The sequence below is a fragment of the Chitinimonas sp. JJ19 genome, assembly GCF_036961565.1.
Taxonomy (GTDB): domain Bacteria; phylum Pseudomonadota; class Gammaproteobacteria; order Burkholderiales; family Chitinimonadaceae; genus Chitinimonas.
Map to the genome: position 1 here is coordinate 263,371 of NZ_JBAMDD010000006.1, position 18,200 is coordinate 281,570.

Consider the following 18,200-nt stretch of genomic DNA (forward strand, 5'->3'; position numbering starts at 1 on the left):
CATGGCCCACCCTGATCACTACACAACTATTCACACTCGCCCCCATGCAGGCAGGCATACCCACGAGCGGCTGCTAGAATTCGCCCCGACATGCCAAATGCATGCGAACTATCTGATAATCAGGGAGAAATAACTGTGCAAGAAATCTACGAAGGCGGCCCTAGCGGCGGCATGGCCGTCGCCAGCCGCGCCGAGTTCATCCGTTCCACCTATGTTCACCTCAGTGTGGCCATGCTGTCGTTCGTGGCCATCTCGGCCGTCTTCCATGTCGTCGGCCTGGGCCGCGCCATGCTGAGTGTGCTGGCTGGCGGCAAGTATATGTGGCTGGCCTTCATGGGCGGCTTCATGGTGGTGGGCTGGCTGGCCACCCATCTGGCCGATAACGCCGAGAGCAATCAGAAGCAGCTGGTCGGCCTGAGCATCTATGTGCTGGCCGAAAGCCTGATCTTTGCCCCGCTGTTCGCCCTGGCTGCCGCCATCTCCCCTGCCGCCATCCCCGCTGCAGGCTTTATCACCCTGCTTCTGGTCGGTGGCCTGACCTGGACGGCCTTCTCCACCAAGAAGGACTTCTCCTTCATGGGCGGCATGCTGCGCATCGGTGGCATGGTGGCCCTGGGCGCCATCATCGCCAGCGTGATCTTCGGCTTCCAGCTGGGCATCTGGTTCTCCGCCATCATGGTGGTGTTTGCCGGCGGCTGCGTGCTGTACGACACCTCCAACATCATTCATCACTACCCCACCGACCGCCCCGCCGGCGCTGCCCTGCATCTGTTCGCCTCCATCGCGCTGATGCTGTGGTACGTGCTGCGCATACTGCTGTCGCTGGCCAGCAGCGACGATTGATACCTGTCCCGGCGGCATCGACGCGGCCGGGGCAAGCCCTTAGGCGCAGCCGGCCAGCCTGCAGGCTGGCTGCGCCCATCCCTACATTGCATACCGATACATACATACCGTCATGATCGATAAAATCAAAAGCTTTCTGCTCGTACCCGTCCTTATCCTTGTCGGCATAGGCCTGCTCTACAGCGGCGTAGAAGAATACCGCCACAGCAAGGCCCTGAATGATCACGGCAAGCTGGCTGAGGCCGTGGTCGAGCAGGTGAACTGGTCCACCAAGCGCGGCCGTGACCGCAACTTCAAGGCCGATATCCGCTTCACCACCGAAGCCGGCCAGGAAATCGCCGGTTCGGTCGAACTGCCAGACGCACAAGGCAAGCAGCTGCGCGACAGCGACGCCCCCGCCACGCTGCAGGTGAAGTACCTGCCGGAAGACACCAAGGTGATAGAACTGGCCGACCACAAGGACAGCTCCGCCGGCATGTTCGGCGGCGCCGCCGTGGCCCTGCTGGCAGCCGTGGGCGTAGTGCTCTACCGTCACTACAAGAAGAAGTCTGCCGGCGAGATGGAAACAGCGGCTGCCTGATACGCGCTTCCTCCGGCAAAACGCAAACACACCGGCGCTAGGCCGGTGTGTTTGTTTGTACCTATCCCATCGCCGATAGTTTCCCTATCTTGTGTATTTGCGAGGCACCTTGTGTCCCCGCACCCACAGGGGCTTTTTTGCCTGGTTTACGGCAATACAGCGACAAAACAGAAAGAATGAACTGATGTTCGAATCGACAAGAGATGCGCTGACCCTGCCCGTACTTGCGGTAGTGGGCGCCATCATGTTGTACCAAGGCTATCAGGAACGCCGCGATAACCGGGCGCTGGAAGATCATGGTGTGACGACCGAGGCCACCATCGAAAGTGTGGACTGGCAGACCATAGACTGGCGCAGCCGGAACTACTCGGCCAGTATCCACTATGAAACCGAAAGCGGGCGTTCGGTGCGGGCCTCGGTTGATCTATCCGACCGCCTGGGCAAAAGCCTGCGGAATCAGTCCCCGCGCGATATGCCGCCGTTGGAGATACGCTATCTGCCCGAGGACACCCAGGCCGTCGTGCTGTCCGATCACGCAGATTCCTCGGATTTTCTGCTGGGTGTTGGCGCCGCCTGCCTGCTGGGCTCAATAGCCATGGCCATCTATCGCCGCAGCTAAGAGCCTGTTCAAAGTCTTTTCGCCGCGTCGTTCGCAACCTTGCCGGATGAAGGGCAAGGCTGCGAACCCGTACGGGAGCGCTCCAAAAGGGTTTGGTTCGCGGCGCCTAATGCAATACCCCATCAAACAGTATGCCCACCACCAAGGCCAAGGCAAAATGCCAGCCGCTGATATGGCGTGTGCGCAAGGCATACAGCATCAAGACCAGGCCACATAGCGGCAACAGCCAGAAGCGGCCCAGCACCCCGATGGCCAGTAGGGCCATGAACTGGCCTACGGCCAGCAGGCCATAGTATTGCTGCACAAAGCCGGTGGCAGCCGGGTTGGCGCCCTGCGGCGGGGTGGCAGGCGGGGTGGCATTGGGGCGGCCGGAGGTGGACTGTGGCGCTGGCCTGGGCTGCGCGGCCTCGCGCGCAGCGGCGCGCTGCTCGCGTTGCTGCTGGTCGGTCTGCTCCAGCTGGGGCACGGGCCTCTCCGCCGGCAGCCAGATGCGGCCCGGCGTCTGCCGGCCTTCGGCACTGGCCGCCCGGAAGGCACGGCGATAGCCAGTGCTGGCAGGCGCTGGCAGTACCGAGCCCCACTTGGCACGCAGCAAGGCAGCGCGCTGGCACAGCGGCTCACCCTTGGCAGGGTCCACCATGGCGATAAAGCGGGCATAGCCCTCCAGCGCGGCAATGACGTTGCTGTTGCCATTCCATTGCTTGCCCAGCGGGCCATCCTTTTCCACCTGGAACATCGTCGCCCGGAAACGCCGCAGCGTATCGCGGCAGATGGCCGGCTGCCGGTTTACCACCACGCCGGTTACTTCCTGCCGGCTGGCGGCGCGCATGATGCGCTGCTTGTCCGGGTGCAGGGTAAAGCCCTCGTCGGCAATGATGCGCTTGACCCGCCAGAGCAGTCGGGCCAGGCCGTCGGCCTGGGGGGCATCGGCCGAGAAGGTCATATCATCGGCATAGCGGGTATAGCTAAAGCCCAGCTTGGCCGCCGTGGCAGTCAGCCGCTTGTCCAGCCGCCGGCACAGCAGATTGGTAATGGCAGGGCTGGACGGCGCACCTTGTGGCAGGCAGCGCTCGCCGGTCTGCACATGGTAGCGGTTGCCATCCAGCTCCACCTCCTCGCTGGGCGTCTCGGTACAGATCAACGCCAGCAGGGTTGCCATCTGGCGCGAATAGCCAAACGACTGGAACAGGCCGCGCACACGCGGGTAGGCGACGGAGGGGAAGAAGTTCTGCAAATCCAGGTTCAGCACCACGGCGCGCCCCACATGGGGCAGGGCATTACCGACGATGGAACGCCCCGGCACAAAGCCGTGCGCCGCCTCGTGCAGTGGCAGCCTGGCCAGGATACGGTCCAGCACCCAATATTGCGCACGCTTCAGGCGCGGCATGGGGGCCGAGATCAACCGCACGCCGCCGGTCTTCTTGGCTATGCCAAAGCGGCGGTAATGGCTGATGCGCGAAACGCTGCGGTGATAGGCCAGAAAGCGCAGTTCAGCCAGTGGCACACCCATGGCTGTGGCCAGCGTCTGTGGCCCATCAAGCAGCGGCAGCTGCTTGCTGGCCAGCCTGGCGGCATCGTGGCGCGCATCATCGAGGCCCTCCGATACGCCCGCTCCCAGGTAGACGATGTCCTGCTGCATGCGGGCATGCCAGGCGGTGGCACGCTGGTAGCGCAGCTGGGCATGGCGCTGGCGGGTTTCCTCGCGGCGGCGCTTGGCAGCCGCCATGCGCTCTTTTTTCATCTCCAGTAGCGCGGCCTGCGGGTCGCGCACACGGGCCAGGTTGCGGTTGATCTGTTGCAGTTCCTGGATCAGCGCGGCTTCCTGTTCGATCAGCGCAGCCACCTCGCCCTCACCGGGCGAAGCCTGGCCCTGGGGCCAAAAGCCCAGGCGGCGCATTTCTTCCAGGACGACGGCGTCCTTGCTGCTGTTGCGGATGCGCGCGATGACTGCTTCGCGGCTGGTTTGGGCGGCGTCGCTCATAAGGTGGCGCTACGCCGGGCAGGACAGAGGGGGGAACGCGATGGCGGGGTTCTCATCGAAGAGCCTTGTAGACTGGACTGTTCCACTCGAAGCCGTAACGCACCCCTAGCGCCATCGGGCTTGGCACAAGCCGCACCGTCATGGCGCTAGGGGTGTGTTACGGCCCAGTGAAGAGCAGGCCAGTGACGCGTGGGGCAGCTAGGTACAAGGACGGCGATCCACCGTCCGGGTTGCAAGAGCCACCCCGCCATACGCGAGCCCGAGTCTATCAGACCCGGCGTTTTCTCCTCAAGGTAAAGACTGGGTTCATTCCATCCGGCCCAGCGTGGGCCGGTATCCGGTATCGCTATTGCGCAGCCTGGCCTGCCCGCTGGCGGCTGGCCGCCAATCGCGCTGCCAGCATGTGCTCGCAGGGGCCTTTGTAGAGCCGGTTGCGGACAAAGTAATCGCATTGGCAGCTGGCCTCCACCAGCCGCTCATCGCCATCCAGCACCAGCCTGACCGGCCGCTTGCGGCCAGCGTCGTCCACCAGGGCCTCTATCACCCTGCCGGCCGCCTGGGCCTGTATGGCCAGCTTGCCCACCTGGCCTGCCGCCACCATGCCGGCAGCGCGCTCCTCCCGCTCATTACCGTAGCGCAACTGATCCAGCGGCAGCGGCTCACGCGACAGTTCGCGCAGCCGGTAGGCGCGGTCGCCCAGGTCATAGACCACCCGGCCAGCCTCGGCAAACAGCAGCAGGCAGGATTCCGCCACCTGCGGGTCCAGCCCGGCGGCCGCACCCAGCTCGGTGGGCGTCAGCTTCCAGTGCTGGGCCAGGGTCTGGTAAACCTTCTCACGGGTCAGCGCATCGGCATGCTTGCGCGGGCCCAGCAGGTCGAACTGGCCGGCGCGCGACCAGTCATTGGCAGTCCAGCCCGACAGCCCCAGGGTAAAGCGCAGGCCCGAGCCTTCCACCACCCAGAAACTGGGCAGGCCGGTGCCCAGCAGATGGACTTCCACCGTCTGCGCCAGCGCAATGAAGCGCTCCAGCGTCAGCAAGCGGCGACGACCCCATACCCGTATGGTCTGCGGCTCGGTGGCTGTGTGGCTGGAACGCGGGCATACCACTTCCACGCCCCAGGGCTCGAACACAGCCCGCACCGGCTTGCCCGGCTCCAGCTCGAAGCGGATAGCGCGCGGCCCGGCCTTCTCCTTACGGCGCCGTAGCAGCAGGCAGAAGTTATGCAGATCCATGGGATGCAGACTGAGCCTGTGGCCCGGCTGGGCCATGGCCGCGCTGACCTGCAGAAAGCCGCGCACCCAGCTATCGGGCACGTCTATCTTGTGTTCCACAAACCCAGGGTCGTCGCCGGTCTGGACGGTAAAGCCCTCGGCCGCCACCGCCAGCCGCGTGGTCTTGTAGTCGCGTATCTTCTGGAACTCGTCATACAGCGCGGCCGAGTAATCGATATTGGTGGTGCCGCAGGCAAACTCGCCACGGTGATCAAACGCCTCATGGCTGCAGCTAACGCTGGCATAGGTCGATTCATCGCGGCTGAAGCACTCGAAGAACACCCGGTCCGGATGCACGGTGATCACCGGGTCCAGCATGACCCACAGGCTGCGGTCGCTGGCGTAGATATGGTCGAAATAACGCTGCCTGGCCTTCCAGAAAGGGGCCAGCATGGCCTGCTTGCGCCGCTGTACCTCGCCCAGCTGGGCCTGCACCGCCTTGGCTTGGCCCTGCAGTTCGCCAGCCCGTTCCATAAACTCGGCCAGCAGGGCACCTTCCTGCGATTGCAGCCAGGCCTGGTATTCGCTGTGATCGCGCTGGCGGGTGCGCAGATCCGACACCACCACGTCATGCAAGGCCGAGATTGCCTCGCGGAAGGGCAGATGGCGATTGATGTCGGCCACGAAATGCACCGGCTTGCGCAGGGTATCGGGCGCAAAGCTGATGCCCGTGCTGCTGGCATCGTTGCTGACCCGGCTCTCGCCGTAATAACGGTACTGAAACTCCATCAAGCCACCTCTCGCACAGCTGCCGCATGCACGGCCAGACCCGTCGCAATGGCGGGATAACGCCGGCGTATATCGTAAAGACCGGCGATGTATTGCGCCCGGTCGGTCAGGGCCACCGTTACAGCAAGGTGCTCGAACAGCGTGACCACCTCACGTGCCGCCGGTTCAGATGCAGCCGCCCGCTGGCGCAGGAAATCCAGCACCGCCGTCTTGGCGGCACGGCCCCGGTTCACCTGGGCCAGCACGGTCAGGAAATAAGGCCGCAGCCGCACCAGGGATGCCACATCGTCGGCCACTGCCTGCTGCAGATAGTCCGCCACAAAGCGCTGTACCTTGAGCGAAGGGTGCTGGGCCAGTGCCATCAGGGCCTCGGTATCGCTACCCTGGGCCAGCCGACCGCCCAGCAGCGCACAGCCCAGGGCCTGCACATCGGCATGCTCGTGGTCACACAGCTGGATCAACTGCGCCATCTGCCAATCTGCCGCCGCCACCCGCGCCTGCAGGCAGGCAATCAAGGCGCCACGGGCATCGTCCCAGCGGTTGGCCAGGGCCGGCAGCAGGCCATCCACGCCCAGCGCAGCAAAATTGGCCGCCACCATCGCCAGCGCCCGCTGCCGCACGGCCAAGGTTTCGTGGCGAGTCAGCCTGACCCACAGGCTCAGCGGCAGCTCGGCATCGCTATAACCGTCCAACAACCAGCTACCCAGGCGCTGGGCCGCACGGCTGCGGGCTTCCAGCAGGCGCTGGGTGGTGTCGTACGGCTGCTCGCGGCTGGCCTGGGCCAGCGGCCCGGTCAATAGGGCCAGCACCTCGTCCTGCAATCCCTCAACGGTCTCGGCCCGGAACACCACATCCAGCAGGCTGGGCATCAGGCCCGCCAGGAAAGCCGCATCCAGCCCCGCCAACCGCAGCATCAGCGGCTGCACGGCGCGGCGCACGGTAGCCGCCGGGCATAGGGCAAATCGGGCAATCAGCTCGGCCTGGGTCAACAACACCGGCTCGGGCAGAGCGCCCAGCAAGCGGATGGCAGCCGCCAGCACCCGCTCGTCCTCGCTCTGCAACAAGGGGCGGTAACCGGCCGGCGGCAGGCTGCTGACCGGCTGCTCATGGGCAATCAGCCAATCCATGGCCAGGCAGACCACCGGCACAGCCGCATGCTGCAGCAGCGTCTGCAGGCGGCCATGGTCCACCTTGCCGGCCGCCGGGCGGAAGGTATTGCCCACCAGCCAAGCCAGGTTGTCGCAGATGGGTTCCAGCGCTTCGGTGGCCGGGTCGGCATCGTCCAGCCAATCGAGCAGCCTTTGCACCGTGGCCTCGGCCACCCCCGGCATGGCCAGGGCGGCTTGGCACAGCAGGCGGCTCAGCTTGCGTACCTTGGCCGTGCGCGCCAGCAGCACCGCCGTGACCAGCGTGGGGCTGCTGGCATGGCCGGCCGGGTCTGCTTCCAGCAGGGCCAGGGCTGCATCGCAGATAGCCGGGTGGCGGCTGCCTACCAGCAGGGCCAACCAGGCCTCGCGCCGTTCACGGTCGGGCTCGGCGGCAATGCGCTGGAACAGGTAGTCGTAAGCAAACTGGACCGTGGCGGTAAATGGGCTGTTGAGCAAGCGACGCCACAAGGTATCGCTGATGCCGGCGCAATAGGCCGGCAGACCCGCCAGGGCACGGGCGGCAAAGCACTGCACCTGCTCGGCACGGGATTCCAGCGCCAGCCGCAACAGCAGGTCGGGCCGCTGATCCCAGCACTCGGCCAGGGGCTCCAGCCGTGGCCCCAGCGTGACCGGCAAGGCCTGATCAGCCGCCCAGCTATTGGCATGGCGGTTGCTGCGCACCGGCCCACCGGGGCGGAACAGCAGGCGGTTGAACAGGGTGGCATCGTGGTGGCGGTAATGGTATTCGCGCCGGGTCTGGTAGCGGCGGCCATCCCATACGGAACGGCTGACCGCCACATCGGGCTGGGCTGCCGCATCGTCATACTGCAGCAGGGCGGCAAAAGCCAGCGGCGGAAACTCCGCACTGCCAGCGCCACCCAAGCGGCGCAGCGTGCGCCAGCCGCGCTGCACCAGATAGCGGCGAGTGCGTTGCGAATAGGCCAGACGGCTGTCCTGGCGGACCAGCTCATCGCTGATGCGTACCCAGCGGCCATCCAGATACCGGCCCTGGCCTTCGTAAGCATGGTTGAAGGCAGCGCCGGTCTGCTCGAAGCGCCGTTGCAGCAAGGCCCACACCGCCGCATCGCCCCGGAACTCCGCCGCCTTGTACAAGCGCCTGGCGGTACGGAAGCTGCCGGCCGCAAACGGTAGCTGCGCCAGCTCCTCCAGCAGCAGCTGCCGCGCCAGTGGCTGGGCCAGCGCAACCTGGTCCAGCTGTTCCAGCCACTCGGCACGCTTGTGCCGCTGCCAGGTATCGGCATCGGCCAGCACCTGCGCCAGTTGCGCCGGCTCACCCGCCTGCCAGGCCTCGCGCAGGGGCAGGGGCCAGTCACCCACCAGCCGCACCGCATGGGCTGCACGCTCATCCGCCGTAGCCAGTTGCAGCCAGGCCAGCAGCGCCATGCGCTTGACCATCTCGCTACCACCACGCCGCGACAAACCCGCCATGGCCTCCTTGGCCCCGGCATCACCGCAGCGGCCTATGGCCCAGGCCAGGCAGTAATCCAGCATGGCATCGCCAGTGGCCAGCAACTCGACCAGACGCGGCACCGCCGCCGCCACCCGCAATTCGCCCACCCGCCAGACCAGGCGCGAGCGCTGCCGGGCCGCCAGCAAACGCCACTGGCCGTGCTCCAGCCGGGCCAACAAGCCCGCCTGCTGCGCCGCCGTCACACCCAGCGCCGAGGTATCCACCACCGGCACAGCGCTCTCCAGGCCCACAAAGCCATCGTCGAGCTTGGCCGCCACGGTGCGCTCCAGCAGTGCCTGAGCGGCAGCCAGGGGCAAGGGGGTGTTGTTCTTGTGCAGCGCAACCAAGGCCTCGCCCGGCGCGCCCTGGCTCAGTACCACCCAGTAGCCACCATCACCCGCCGCCGACAGTGCCAGCGTCAGCTGCAAGGGTTCGGCCCCAGGCCGGAAAAGCGCGACCGTGCTCGCGGCCATATTGTGCGTAGTCAAACTGCCCCCTCCCGTATTCGCCAGAGATGGTCGTAGCCATCGTGGCGGACGATTATAGGGGCCAGGCAGGGGCTTGCCTATGGCGCTGGCATGGGTGCTTTTCCACTTGCCAGATGGGGTAGAGGGCGGGGCGTTTCACGTGGAACGGCCACGCCCCCCAGCCATGCCGGTCTAGCCGGGCACTCGCACCCAGCCCTCCATCAGCACCCGGGCACTACGGCTCATGATGGCCTTGCTCACCACCCAATCACCCTCCTGCTGGCGGGCTTCCGCCCCCACTCGCAGAGTGCCCGAGGGGTGGCCGAAGCGGACTGCCGTGCGCGCCCCACCGCCCGCCGCCAGATTGACCAGGGTGCCAGGTATGGCCGCCGCCGTGCCTATGGCCACCGCCGCCGTACCCATCATGGCGTGGTGCAGCTTGCCCATGGACAGCGCCCGCACCAACAAGTCGATATCGGCCGCCGCCACCGTCTTGCCGCTGGACGCCACATAGTCGGCCGGCTTGGCCACAAAGGCCACCTTGGGCGTGTGCTGGCGGTTGGCCGCTTCGTCCAGGTGCTGGATCAAGCCCATGCGCAACGCACCATGGGCCCGCAATGTCTCGAACATGACCAGGGCCTTGGCGTCGCCGTTGATGGCGTCCTGCAGTTCGGTGCCGGTATAGCCGATGGCCGCCGCATCCACGAATATGGTCGGGATGCCGGCATTGATCAGCGTGGCCTTGAGCTTGCCCAGCCCAGGCACCTCCAGCTCATCCACCAGGTTGCCGGTAGGAAACATGGCACCGCCTCCGCCGTCCTCATCGGCCGCCGGGTCCAGGAAATCCAGCTGGATTTCCGCCGCCGCAAAGGTCACGCCGTCCAGCTCGAAATCGCCGGTCTCCTGCACCATGCCATTGCTGACCGGCACCTGGGCCACGATGGTCTTGCCTATATTGGCCTGCCAGATACGCACGGTAACCATGCCATCCTGGGGAACACGACTGGCATCGATCAGGCCATTGCTGATGGCAAACGGCCCCACCGCTGCCGACAGGTTGCCGCAGTTGCCGCTCCAATCGACAAAGGCCTTGTCGATGGCCACCTGGCCGAACAAATAATCCACATCATGATCCGGCCGGCTGCTCTTGCTGACGATCACCGTCTTGCTGGTACTGGAGGTCGCCCCGCCCATGCCATCGATCTGCTTGCCGTAGGGGTCCGGGCTGCCTATCACCCGCAACAGCAGGGCATCACGGGCGGCACCCGCCACCTGGGCCGCCTCGGGCAGATCCTGCAGGCGAAAGAACACACCCTTGCTGGTGCCGCCACGCATATAGGTAGCGGGAATCTTGATCTGCGCCGCGTGCTTGCTCATGTCTCGTCTTCCTGTATTGAATAATCCGCCCCGGCGGTCACCGTGCGGGTGAGGGCAGACCCGGTCGCCGCCCAGATGGCCGTCAGGACTGCATCGGTCTGCTGCAATATCTCGTTGTTCCAGAACCGCAAGACCCGAAAGCCCTGCCGCCGCAGCCAGGCATCCCTGGCTTCATCCGCCACGCCGCCATGCTGGCCACCATCTGCCTCCACGATCAAGCGTGCACCGAAATGGACGAAGTCCACGATATAGGGGCCCAATGGTTGCTGGCGGCGGAATTTCTCGCCATCCAGGCGATGCGCACGCAAATGCCGCCACAACAGCCGCTCGGCATCGGTCATGTTCTGCCGCAGGGCTTTGGCGAACTGCCGCTGTTCCATGGTGCCCCCCTCTCCCCAACCCCTCTCCCTCGGGGGGAGAGGGGCTAGTGAATGATTTTATGGTTGTTGCTGTGTTCTGCTTGGTCTGGGGCGGGGGGAGTGCATGGGTTGTGCGCTGTTCCATCGCCCCCTCTCCCCAACCCCTCTCCCTCGAGGGGAGAGGGGCTACTGAATCATTCTGACGAGGTCAACAGCCACCTATCCCATCAGCTCACTCAGAAAAACCCAACAACCCCAGATCCCACCCCCACCCGCCATTCATTCGTCACCCCTCTCCCCCCGCGGGAGAGGGGCCGGGGGAGAGGGGGAGGCTGCCCATCACCCCCTGGCAGACGCCAGAAAATCCTGAGCAAAGCGCTGCAGCACGCCGCCAGCCTCGTAGATCGAAACCTCCTCGTCGCTATCCAGGCGACAGGTCACCGGCACTTCCACCCGCTCACCACTGCGGCGATGCACCACCAGCGTCAATGTCGCCCGCGGCCGGCGTTCGCCGATCACGTCGTAAGTCTCGGTACCATCCAAGCCCAGGGTCAGGCGGTTTACGCCGGGCTTGAACTCCAGCGGCAGCACGCCCATGCCCACCAGGTTGGTGCGGTGGATACGCTCGAAACCCTCGGCCACAATGGCTTCCACCCCCGCCAGGCGCACGCCCTTGGCTGCCCAGTCGCGCGATGAACCCTGGCCGTAGTCGGCCCCGGCGATCACCACCAGCGGCTGCTTGCGCGCCATATAGGTCTCGATGGCCTCCCACATGCGGGTAACCTTGCCCTCGGGCTCTACCCGCGCCAGCGAACCGGGCTTGACCTTGCCGTCCTCGCGCACCATCTCGTTCAGCAACGTCGGGTTGGCAAAGGTAGCCCGCTGGGCCGTCAGGTGGTCGCCACGGTGGGTGGCGTAGGAATTGAAATCCTCTTCCGGCAAGCCCATCCTGGCCAGGTACTCACCCGCTGCGCTATCCAGCAAAATGGCATTCGATGGCGACAGGTGGTCGGTGGTGATGTTGTCGCCCAGCACTGCCAGGGGGCGCATGCCCTGCAGCGTGCGCTCGCCGGCCAGCGCACCCTCCCAATAGGGCGGGCGGCGGATATACGTGCTCTGGCTGCGCCAGGCATACAAGGGGCTCACCTGCTGGCCGGCATCCTGCTGCGGCGCAAACATGGGGATATACACCTGGCGGAACTGCGCCGGCTGTACCGCCTGCTTCACCACCGCATCGATTTCCTCGTCCGAGGGCCAGATATCCTTTAGCCGTATCTCGCGGCCATCCACCACGCCCAGCACATCCTTCTCGATATCGAAGCGTATGGTGCCGGCGATGGCATAAGCCACCACCAGGGGTGGCGAGGCCAGGAAGGCCTGCTTGGCGTAAGGGTGGATGCGGCCATCAAAGTTGCGGTTGCCCGAGAGCACGGCGGTCGCGTACAGCTTGCGGTCTATGATTTCCTGCTGGATCTTGGCATCCAGCGCGCCCGACATGCCGTTGCAGGTAGTACAGGCAAACGCCACCACCCCAAAGCCCAGGGCCTCCAGATCGGGCATCAGCCCGGCGGCTTCCAGATACAGCTGCACCGCCTTGGAGCCCGGCGCCAGCGACGATTTCACCCAGGGCTTGCGCACTAGGCCCAGCCGGTTGGCGTTGCGGGCCAGCAGGCCAGCGGCGATCACATTGCGCGGATTGCTGGTGTTGGTGCAGCTGGTAATGGCGGCAATGATGACCGCACCATCCGGCATCAGGCCCTGGGCCTCCTGCGCGCGGGCCTGCTCCAGGCCCACGGCGATGCCCCGCTCGGCCAGATCGCTGGTGGGCAGGCGCTTGTGCGGGTTGGATGGCCCCGCCATATTACGCACCACCGTCGCCAGATCGAACCGCAGCACCCGCTCGTATTGCGCGCCCGCCAGGGCATCGGCCCACAGGCCGGTATGCCGGGCATAGGTCTCCACCAGCTTGACCTGCTCGTCCTCCCGGCCGGTCAGCCGCAGGTAGTCCAGTGTCTGCTGGTCAATAAAGAACATGGCCGCCGTCGCACCATACTCCGGCGCCATATTGGAGATAGTCGCCCGGTCGCCCAGGGTCAGCGCTGCCGCGCCCTCGCCACGGAACTCCAGATAAGCCCCCACCACCTTTTCCTTGCGCAGGAACTCGGTCAGCGCCAGCACCACATCGGTCGCCGTAATACCGGGCCCAGGCCGGCCCGAGAGTTCCACGCCCACGATATCGGGCAGGCGCATCCATGATGCGCGGCCCAGCATCACGTTCTCGGCCTCCAGCCCGCCCACCCCGATGGCAATCACACCCAGCGCATCCACATGTGGTGTGTGGCTATCGGTGCCCACGCAGGTATCGGGGTAGGCCACGCCATCCAGCACGCCTATCACTGGCGACATCCGCTCCAGATTGATCTGGTGCATGATGCCGTTGCCCGGCGGGATCACATCCACGTTCTTGAAGGCCTGCTTGGTCCAGTCGATAAAGTGGAAGCGATCCTCGTTGCGGCGATCCTCGATCGCCCGGTTCTTGGCAAAGGCATCGGGGTCGAAGCCGCCGCACTCCACCGCCAGCGAGTGGTCCACAATCAGCTGCACCGGCACCACCGGGTTCACCTTGGCCGGGTCGCCCCCTTGATCCGCAATGGCATCGCGCAGGCCGGCCAGGTCCACCAGGGCGGTCTGGCCCAAAATGTCATGGCACACCACCCGCGCCGGAAACCAGGGGAAGTCGAGATCCCGCTTGCGCTCGATCAGCTGCCGCAGGGCATCGTCCAGGTTGGCCGGCTCGCAACGGCGCACCAGATTTTCGGCCAGCACGCGGGAGGTATAAGGCAAGCCATCCCAGGCGCCGGGCTGGATGGCATCGACCGCCTCACGGGCGTCAAAATAATCCAGCCGGGTGCCGGGAAGGGGTTTGCGGTGGGCGGTATTCATGGATGTCCCCATCTGCTACGTGTCGCTACGGTACGGTATGTTTTTTTTGGGTGATACAGGCCAGCCAGCGGGGCAGGGCGCCTGGCCCCGCCACCGCGCAATCGCGCCGGTCAGCGCTGTGCCAGCGGCACGAACTGCAGGTTTTCGGGCCCGGTGTAGTTGGCGCTGGGGCGGATGATCTTGCCGTCTATACGCTGCTCGATCACATGCGCACTCCAGCCACTGGTACGGGCAATCACAAACAAGGGCGTAAACATGGCCGTGGGCACACCCATCATGTGGTAGCTGACCGCGCTGAACCAATCCAGGTTGGGGAACATCTTCTTGATATCCCACATCACCGATTCCAGACGCTCGGCAATATCGAACATCTTCATATCGTCGGCCTGCTGCGACAGCGTACGCGCCACTTCCTTGATCACCTTGTTGCGCGGGTCGCTGATGGTATAGACCGGGTGGCCAAAGCCGATCACCACCTCCTTGCGCTCCACCCGGGCGCGAATATCTGCCTCGGCCGCATCGGGCGATTCGTAGCGCTTCTGCACCTCGAACGCCACCTCGTTGGCACCGCCATGCTTGGGGCCGCGCAGCGCGCCGATGGCACCGGTAATGGCCGAGTAAATGTCCGAACCCGTGCCGGCAATCACCCGCGCAGTAAAGGTCGACGCATTGAATTCATGCTCGGCATACAGCACCAGCGAGGTATGCATGGCCTTCACCCACTCTGCCGACGGCTTCTCGCCATGCAGCAGGTGCAGGAAGTGACCACCTATCGAATCATCATCGGTCTCCACCTCGATACGGCGGCCGTTATGGCTGAAGTGATACCAATACAGCAGCATCGAACCCAGCGACGCCATCAGCCGGTCGGCAATATCGCGTGCGCCCGGCATATTGTGGTCGTCCTTCTCCGGCAGGGCGCAACCCAGGGCCGACACGGCAGAACGCATCACATCCATGGGGTGGGCGCTGGCTGGCAAGGCCTCCAGCACCGCCTTCACGCTGGACGGTATGCCGCGCAGCGCCTTCAGCTTGTTCTTGTAGCCACGCAGCTCCGCCGCATTCGGCAGCTTGCCATGCACTAGCAGGTAGGCAATCTCCTCAAACTCGCAGGCATCGGCCACGTCCAGAATGTCGTAACCCCGGTAATGCAGATCGTTACCGGTGCGGCCCACGGTACACAGCTCGGTATTACCGGCAGCAACGCCCGACAGGGCAACAGACTTCTTCGGCTTGGGCAGAACGGATTGGGTATCGGACATGCTGTACTCCTTCACGGCCCGACCAGCGGGCAGGGTTAGATTGATCTTGGGTCTGATAAAACTTGAACGGCTGGCAGCGCCCTGGCCACCAGGGCAAACCTGGCAGCGCACCCTAGGGCGCCATGCGCCCGCCAGGGTGAATCGCGCCGCACGCCGGGTTGGACAAGGCCACCGCACCAATTAGGCGGCCCCGCCACTATGCACCTAGTGGCGCTTACTGCCCGCTCTGCGCAAACAGCGCATCCAGCTTCTGCTCATACTCGTGGTAACCCAGGTGCTCATACAGCTCCATACGGGTCTGCATGCGGTCTATCAGGTTCTTCTGGGTACCCTCGGCCGCAATGGTCTGGTAGCTGTGCAAAGCCGCCTGCGCCATGGTGCGGAAGGCCGACAGCGGGTAAAGCATCATGCTCACCCCCACGCTGCCCAGCTCGTCGCGGGTAAACAGCGGCGTCTTGCCAAACTCGGTGATATTGGCCAGCACCGGCACCTTCACCGCCGCCACAAAGCGCTGGTACATCTCCAGGCTCTCCATGGCTTCGGGGAAAATCATATCGGCACCTGCCTCCACGCAACGGCAAGCCCGGTCGATAGCTGCATCCAGACCCTCCACCGCCAAGGCATCGGTACGCGCCATGATCACAAAATCGGCATCGGTCTTGGCATCCACCGCCGCCTTCACCCTATCCACCATCTCCTCGGCCGACACTATCGCCTTGCCCGGACGGTGGCCGCAACGCTTGGCCAGCACCTGATCCTCGATATGCACAGCGCCAGCACCGGCCCGTATCATCTCCCGCACGGTACGGGCGATATTGAAGGCGCCGCCCCAACCGGTATCAATATCCACCAGCACCGGCAGCTGGGTACGGTCGGTAATCCGCCGCACATCGATCAGCACGTCTTCCAGCGTGGTAATGCCCAGATCAGGGATGCCGCAAGAGCTGGCCGCCACCCCACCACCCGACACATACAAAGCCTTATGGCCACTATGCTCGGCCAATATGGCCGCATAGGCATTGATGGCGCCCACAATCTGCAAAGGGGCTTCGGCGGCAACGGCATCGCGAAAGCGACGGCCGGCGGAGACTTGGGTCATAAGGCACTCCTGAATGAGGGATGGCGAGGCACTGAGCAGTTACCATGCCAGGCCAGCACAGGCCCAAGCAGGGTGTTTGGAATCAACGATATACCGGCATGGCGGGCAGGGTGGTCCTGGCTGACAGGCTGGGGATGCGTTTCATCAAAGAAACATAGTCTCACAGATGAAACGCAAGACGTGCCCAGGACGTATCTGGAGCATCGTTTATCGGTAGCACCGGCAATCGATTGATGGACCGGGTTTCATGTGAAACCATGCAGCCCAGCGCCTACTCAACCCTGCTGCAATAGTTGCTCCAGCAAGGGCTAGAGCCACATCGTCTACCCACCAATGCAGCGGGATGTCGTCCAATCCACCGTCAACCCGTCCAGGCAAGCCGTCGAATCAGTGTCATCGCCTAACCGTAGGCGGCACATGCCATAAATGACTAAGGTTGGACATAAAATGGGACTAGAGGCCAAAGCATGCCTTTGATCGAAGGCTTGCCTCGCTGCTATGCCTTCAAGACGACCGAGCGCTTTACATCGCCGTCTTCGACAGTAAACTCGAACTCCGACTCGCTGAGCCAGCCCTTGACCCCGAAAACGTCTTCAACGCGCATGATCTCTGGCAGTGGGCTGCGACACGGATCTGAAAAATCATAGATAGCGATGTCGTAGGGACCACCCCAATAGCAGCCCTCAACGGCGAGCACTTGGCCCGTTGGTGAGGGATAGACGCCGCCCCAACAGAAGCCCAAACCCTTATAGGCTTCCACTGGAAACGTTAGCGCGTTGACTTCTCGGGCGAGGTCGATCACGTTGTACCCTTGGTAGTCTTCTCCGCACAGTAGATACTCACCGTCGGGCCGCAACACCCACGCGAACCAGAAGCTAGCCAAATTGCGCTTTACGTCTGCAATGATTTTCTGAGATGCGATGTCTCGAACTAGCCCACGGCTGTAATTCCAAGACTGGGGACCCTCTGTGTACTCAATGATCTCCAACGAGTAGTTGCCCGATGGCGAGATGTGTATCTCCGGAGGCTTGTCGGTGGGACTCATTTCAGAGAACCGCTTCTCCGTGTGACTTCGCCATTCGGCGTAACTTGTGTCGCTCATCGCGAGGCCTATCGTTTGATATGAGGGGCAGAAAGTAAAACGCCGCGCCGGACGCATAAGCTAGTCGAGTACTCACCTCCTTGGCAGACACCACTTACGGCCACGGCGGCATGCCGCCGTTTAACAGGAATCTGCTCGCAGCAAAGACGCGTAGGCTAACGGGCCAATCCCGCCAATATAGATGCTTGAAGAAGACAGCTTCTTGCCTTGCTATACCTAAACCCCAGCACCTGCTACGCCCGTCCAGATCAGAGAATGCACAGACCAACCAAAGTCGATATCCGGCCACTATGAGTACGCTAGACCCCTTGTTCCAGTCCTTGCAACGCCGTCTACGCCCCGAAGACGTCATCGAAATGATACTCGAGGTGCTAGCCGACGAGCTTACCGAACCAGAACGCACACTGCTGGAAAAGGCCGCAGCCAACTCGTTCAAGCGCGGCCTGCATCAGTTCAGCGCTATGCTGCAGGATTTTCAGCGGCCTGTCCCACCAGCAAGACAAGCCAACAAGGCTGCCGAACTCTTCCACGCCGTACCCAGGCTGTCGACCGAAGCCTGTAGTGATCCCGAGCAGCTTGCCGGCTTGATCGAACAGCTATCCAAGACGCTTATCAAGCAGGTGGGGGACAGCGATTTCAAGGCGAACCGACTCAATGGCGAACAACGGCAACAAGCAGGCCTTGAACTATCCAAACGACGCTACAACAAGCTGTTTCGCTTTCTACAGCGGTTTGAGCGCAAACTGGAGACCTACAGGCTGGAGCAGCGCAAATATGCCGCAACCCGGGTTGCCAAAGCGGGGCTAGCTACGCTGATACGCTGGGAGGACTTTTCCGACTCGCCTAATGCCGCCTGCTTCGTAGCCTATTACACCGCAGCCAAGAATCGGCGCAGCACCTACACCAACCAAAGCCAGGCTCCCGCCTTCGATGCCATAGCGGCCATG

13 protein-coding genes are annotated in these 18,200 nt (G+C 63.9%); 4 read left to right on the forward strand and 9 right to left on the reverse strand.

Annotation, left to right across the window (positions count from 1 at the left end; translation table 11 throughout):
- The first annotated feature begins 135 nt into the window (after positions 1–135).
- The 3 genes from V7714_RS10080 to V7714_RS10090 all read left to right on the forward strand — a co-directional run bounded on the left by V7714_RS10080 (position 136) and on the right by V7714_RS10090 (position 2,042).
- Complete coding sequence (locus V7714_RS10080) at positions 136–843, forward strand: Bax inhibitor-1/YccA family protein (protein ID WP_335709599.1); 708 nt, start codon at positions 136–138, stop codon at positions 841–843.
- Between the two features lie 112 nt (positions 844–955).
- Entirely contained in the window at positions 956–1,423 is a 468-nt protein-coding gene (locus tag V7714_RS10085; RefSeq protein ID WP_335709600.1) for a DUF3592 domain-containing protein, read from the forward strand.
- Between the two features lie 184 nt (positions 1,424–1,607).
- Positions 1,608–2,042 (forward strand): DUF3592 domain-containing protein, encoded by a 435-nt coding sequence (locus V7714_RS10090; protein ID WP_335709601.1) that lies wholly within the window; start codon positions 1,608–1,610, stop codon positions 2,040–2,042.
- 106 nt (positions 2,043–2,148) lie between these two features.
- Here V7714_RS10090 and V7714_RS10095 read toward each other — a convergent pair whose 3' ends face one another.
- The 9 genes from V7714_RS10095 to V7714_RS10135 all read right to left on the reverse strand — a co-directional run bounded on the left by V7714_RS10095 (position 2,149) and on the right by V7714_RS10135 (position 17,196).
- On the reverse strand, positions 2,149–4,023 hold the full coding sequence (locus tag V7714_RS10095) for a reverse transcriptase family protein (RefSeq protein ID WP_335709602.1): 1,875 nt from the start codon (positions 4,021–4,023) through the stop codon (positions 2,149–2,151).
- 346 nt (positions 4,024–4,369) lie between these two features.
- A complete protein-coding gene (locus tag V7714_RS10100; protein ID WP_335709603.1) occupies positions 4,370–6,025 on the reverse strand; it encodes an SWIM zinc finger family protein in 1,656 nt (551 codons plus the stop codon).
- Entirely contained in the window at positions 6,025–9,132 is a 3,108-nt protein-coding gene (locus V7714_RS10105; protein ID WP_335709604.1) for a hypothetical protein, read from the reverse strand. Before V7714_RS10105 ends, V7714_RS10100 begins: the two co-directional genes overlap by 1 nt.
- Before the next feature lie 171 nt (positions 9,133–9,303).
- Positions 9,304–10,488 (reverse strand): 2-methylaconitate cis-trans isomerase PrpF, encoded by a 1,185-nt coding sequence (gene prpF, locus V7714_RS10110; RefSeq protein ID WP_335709605.1) that lies wholly within the window; start codon positions 10,486–10,488, stop codon positions 9,304–9,306.
- On the reverse strand, positions 10,485–10,868 hold the full coding sequence (locus V7714_RS10115; protein WP_335709606.1) for an endonuclease domain-containing protein: 384 nt from the start codon (positions 10,866–10,868) through the stop codon (positions 10,485–10,487). Before V7714_RS10115 ends, prpF begins: the two co-directional genes overlap by 4 nt.
- 318 nt (positions 10,869–11,186) lie before the next feature.
- Positions 11,187–13,790, reverse strand: a complete 2,604-nt coding sequence (gene acnD, locus V7714_RS10120; protein WP_335709607.1) for a Fe/S-dependent 2-methylisocitrate dehydratase AcnD — start codon at positions 13,788–13,790, stop codon at positions 11,187–11,189.
- 110 nt (positions 13,791–13,900) lie between these two features.
- Positions 13,901–15,052, reverse strand: a complete 1,152-nt coding sequence (prpC, locus tag V7714_RS10125) for a bifunctional 2-methylcitrate synthase/citrate synthase (RefSeq protein WP_335709608.1) — start codon at positions 15,050–15,052, stop codon at positions 13,901–13,903.
- 214 nt (positions 15,053–15,266) lie between these two features.
- Complete coding sequence (gene prpB / locus V7714_RS10130; protein ID WP_335709609.1) at positions 15,267–16,151, reverse strand: methylisocitrate lyase; 885 nt, start codon at positions 16,149–16,151, stop codon at positions 15,267–15,269.
- Between the two features lie 496 nt (positions 16,152–16,647).
- Positions 16,648–17,196, reverse strand: coding sequence for a hypothetical protein (locus V7714_RS10135; RefSeq protein WP_335709610.1), 549 nt, complete (start codon positions 17,194–17,196; stop codon positions 16,648–16,650).
- A gap of 347 nt (positions 17,197–17,543) precedes the next feature.
- Here V7714_RS10135 and V7714_RS10140 point away from each other — a divergent pair.
- A partial coding sequence (locus V7714_RS10140; RefSeq protein ID WP_335709611.1) for a hypothetical protein occupies positions 17,544–18,200 on the forward strand: 657 nt, incomplete at its 3' end.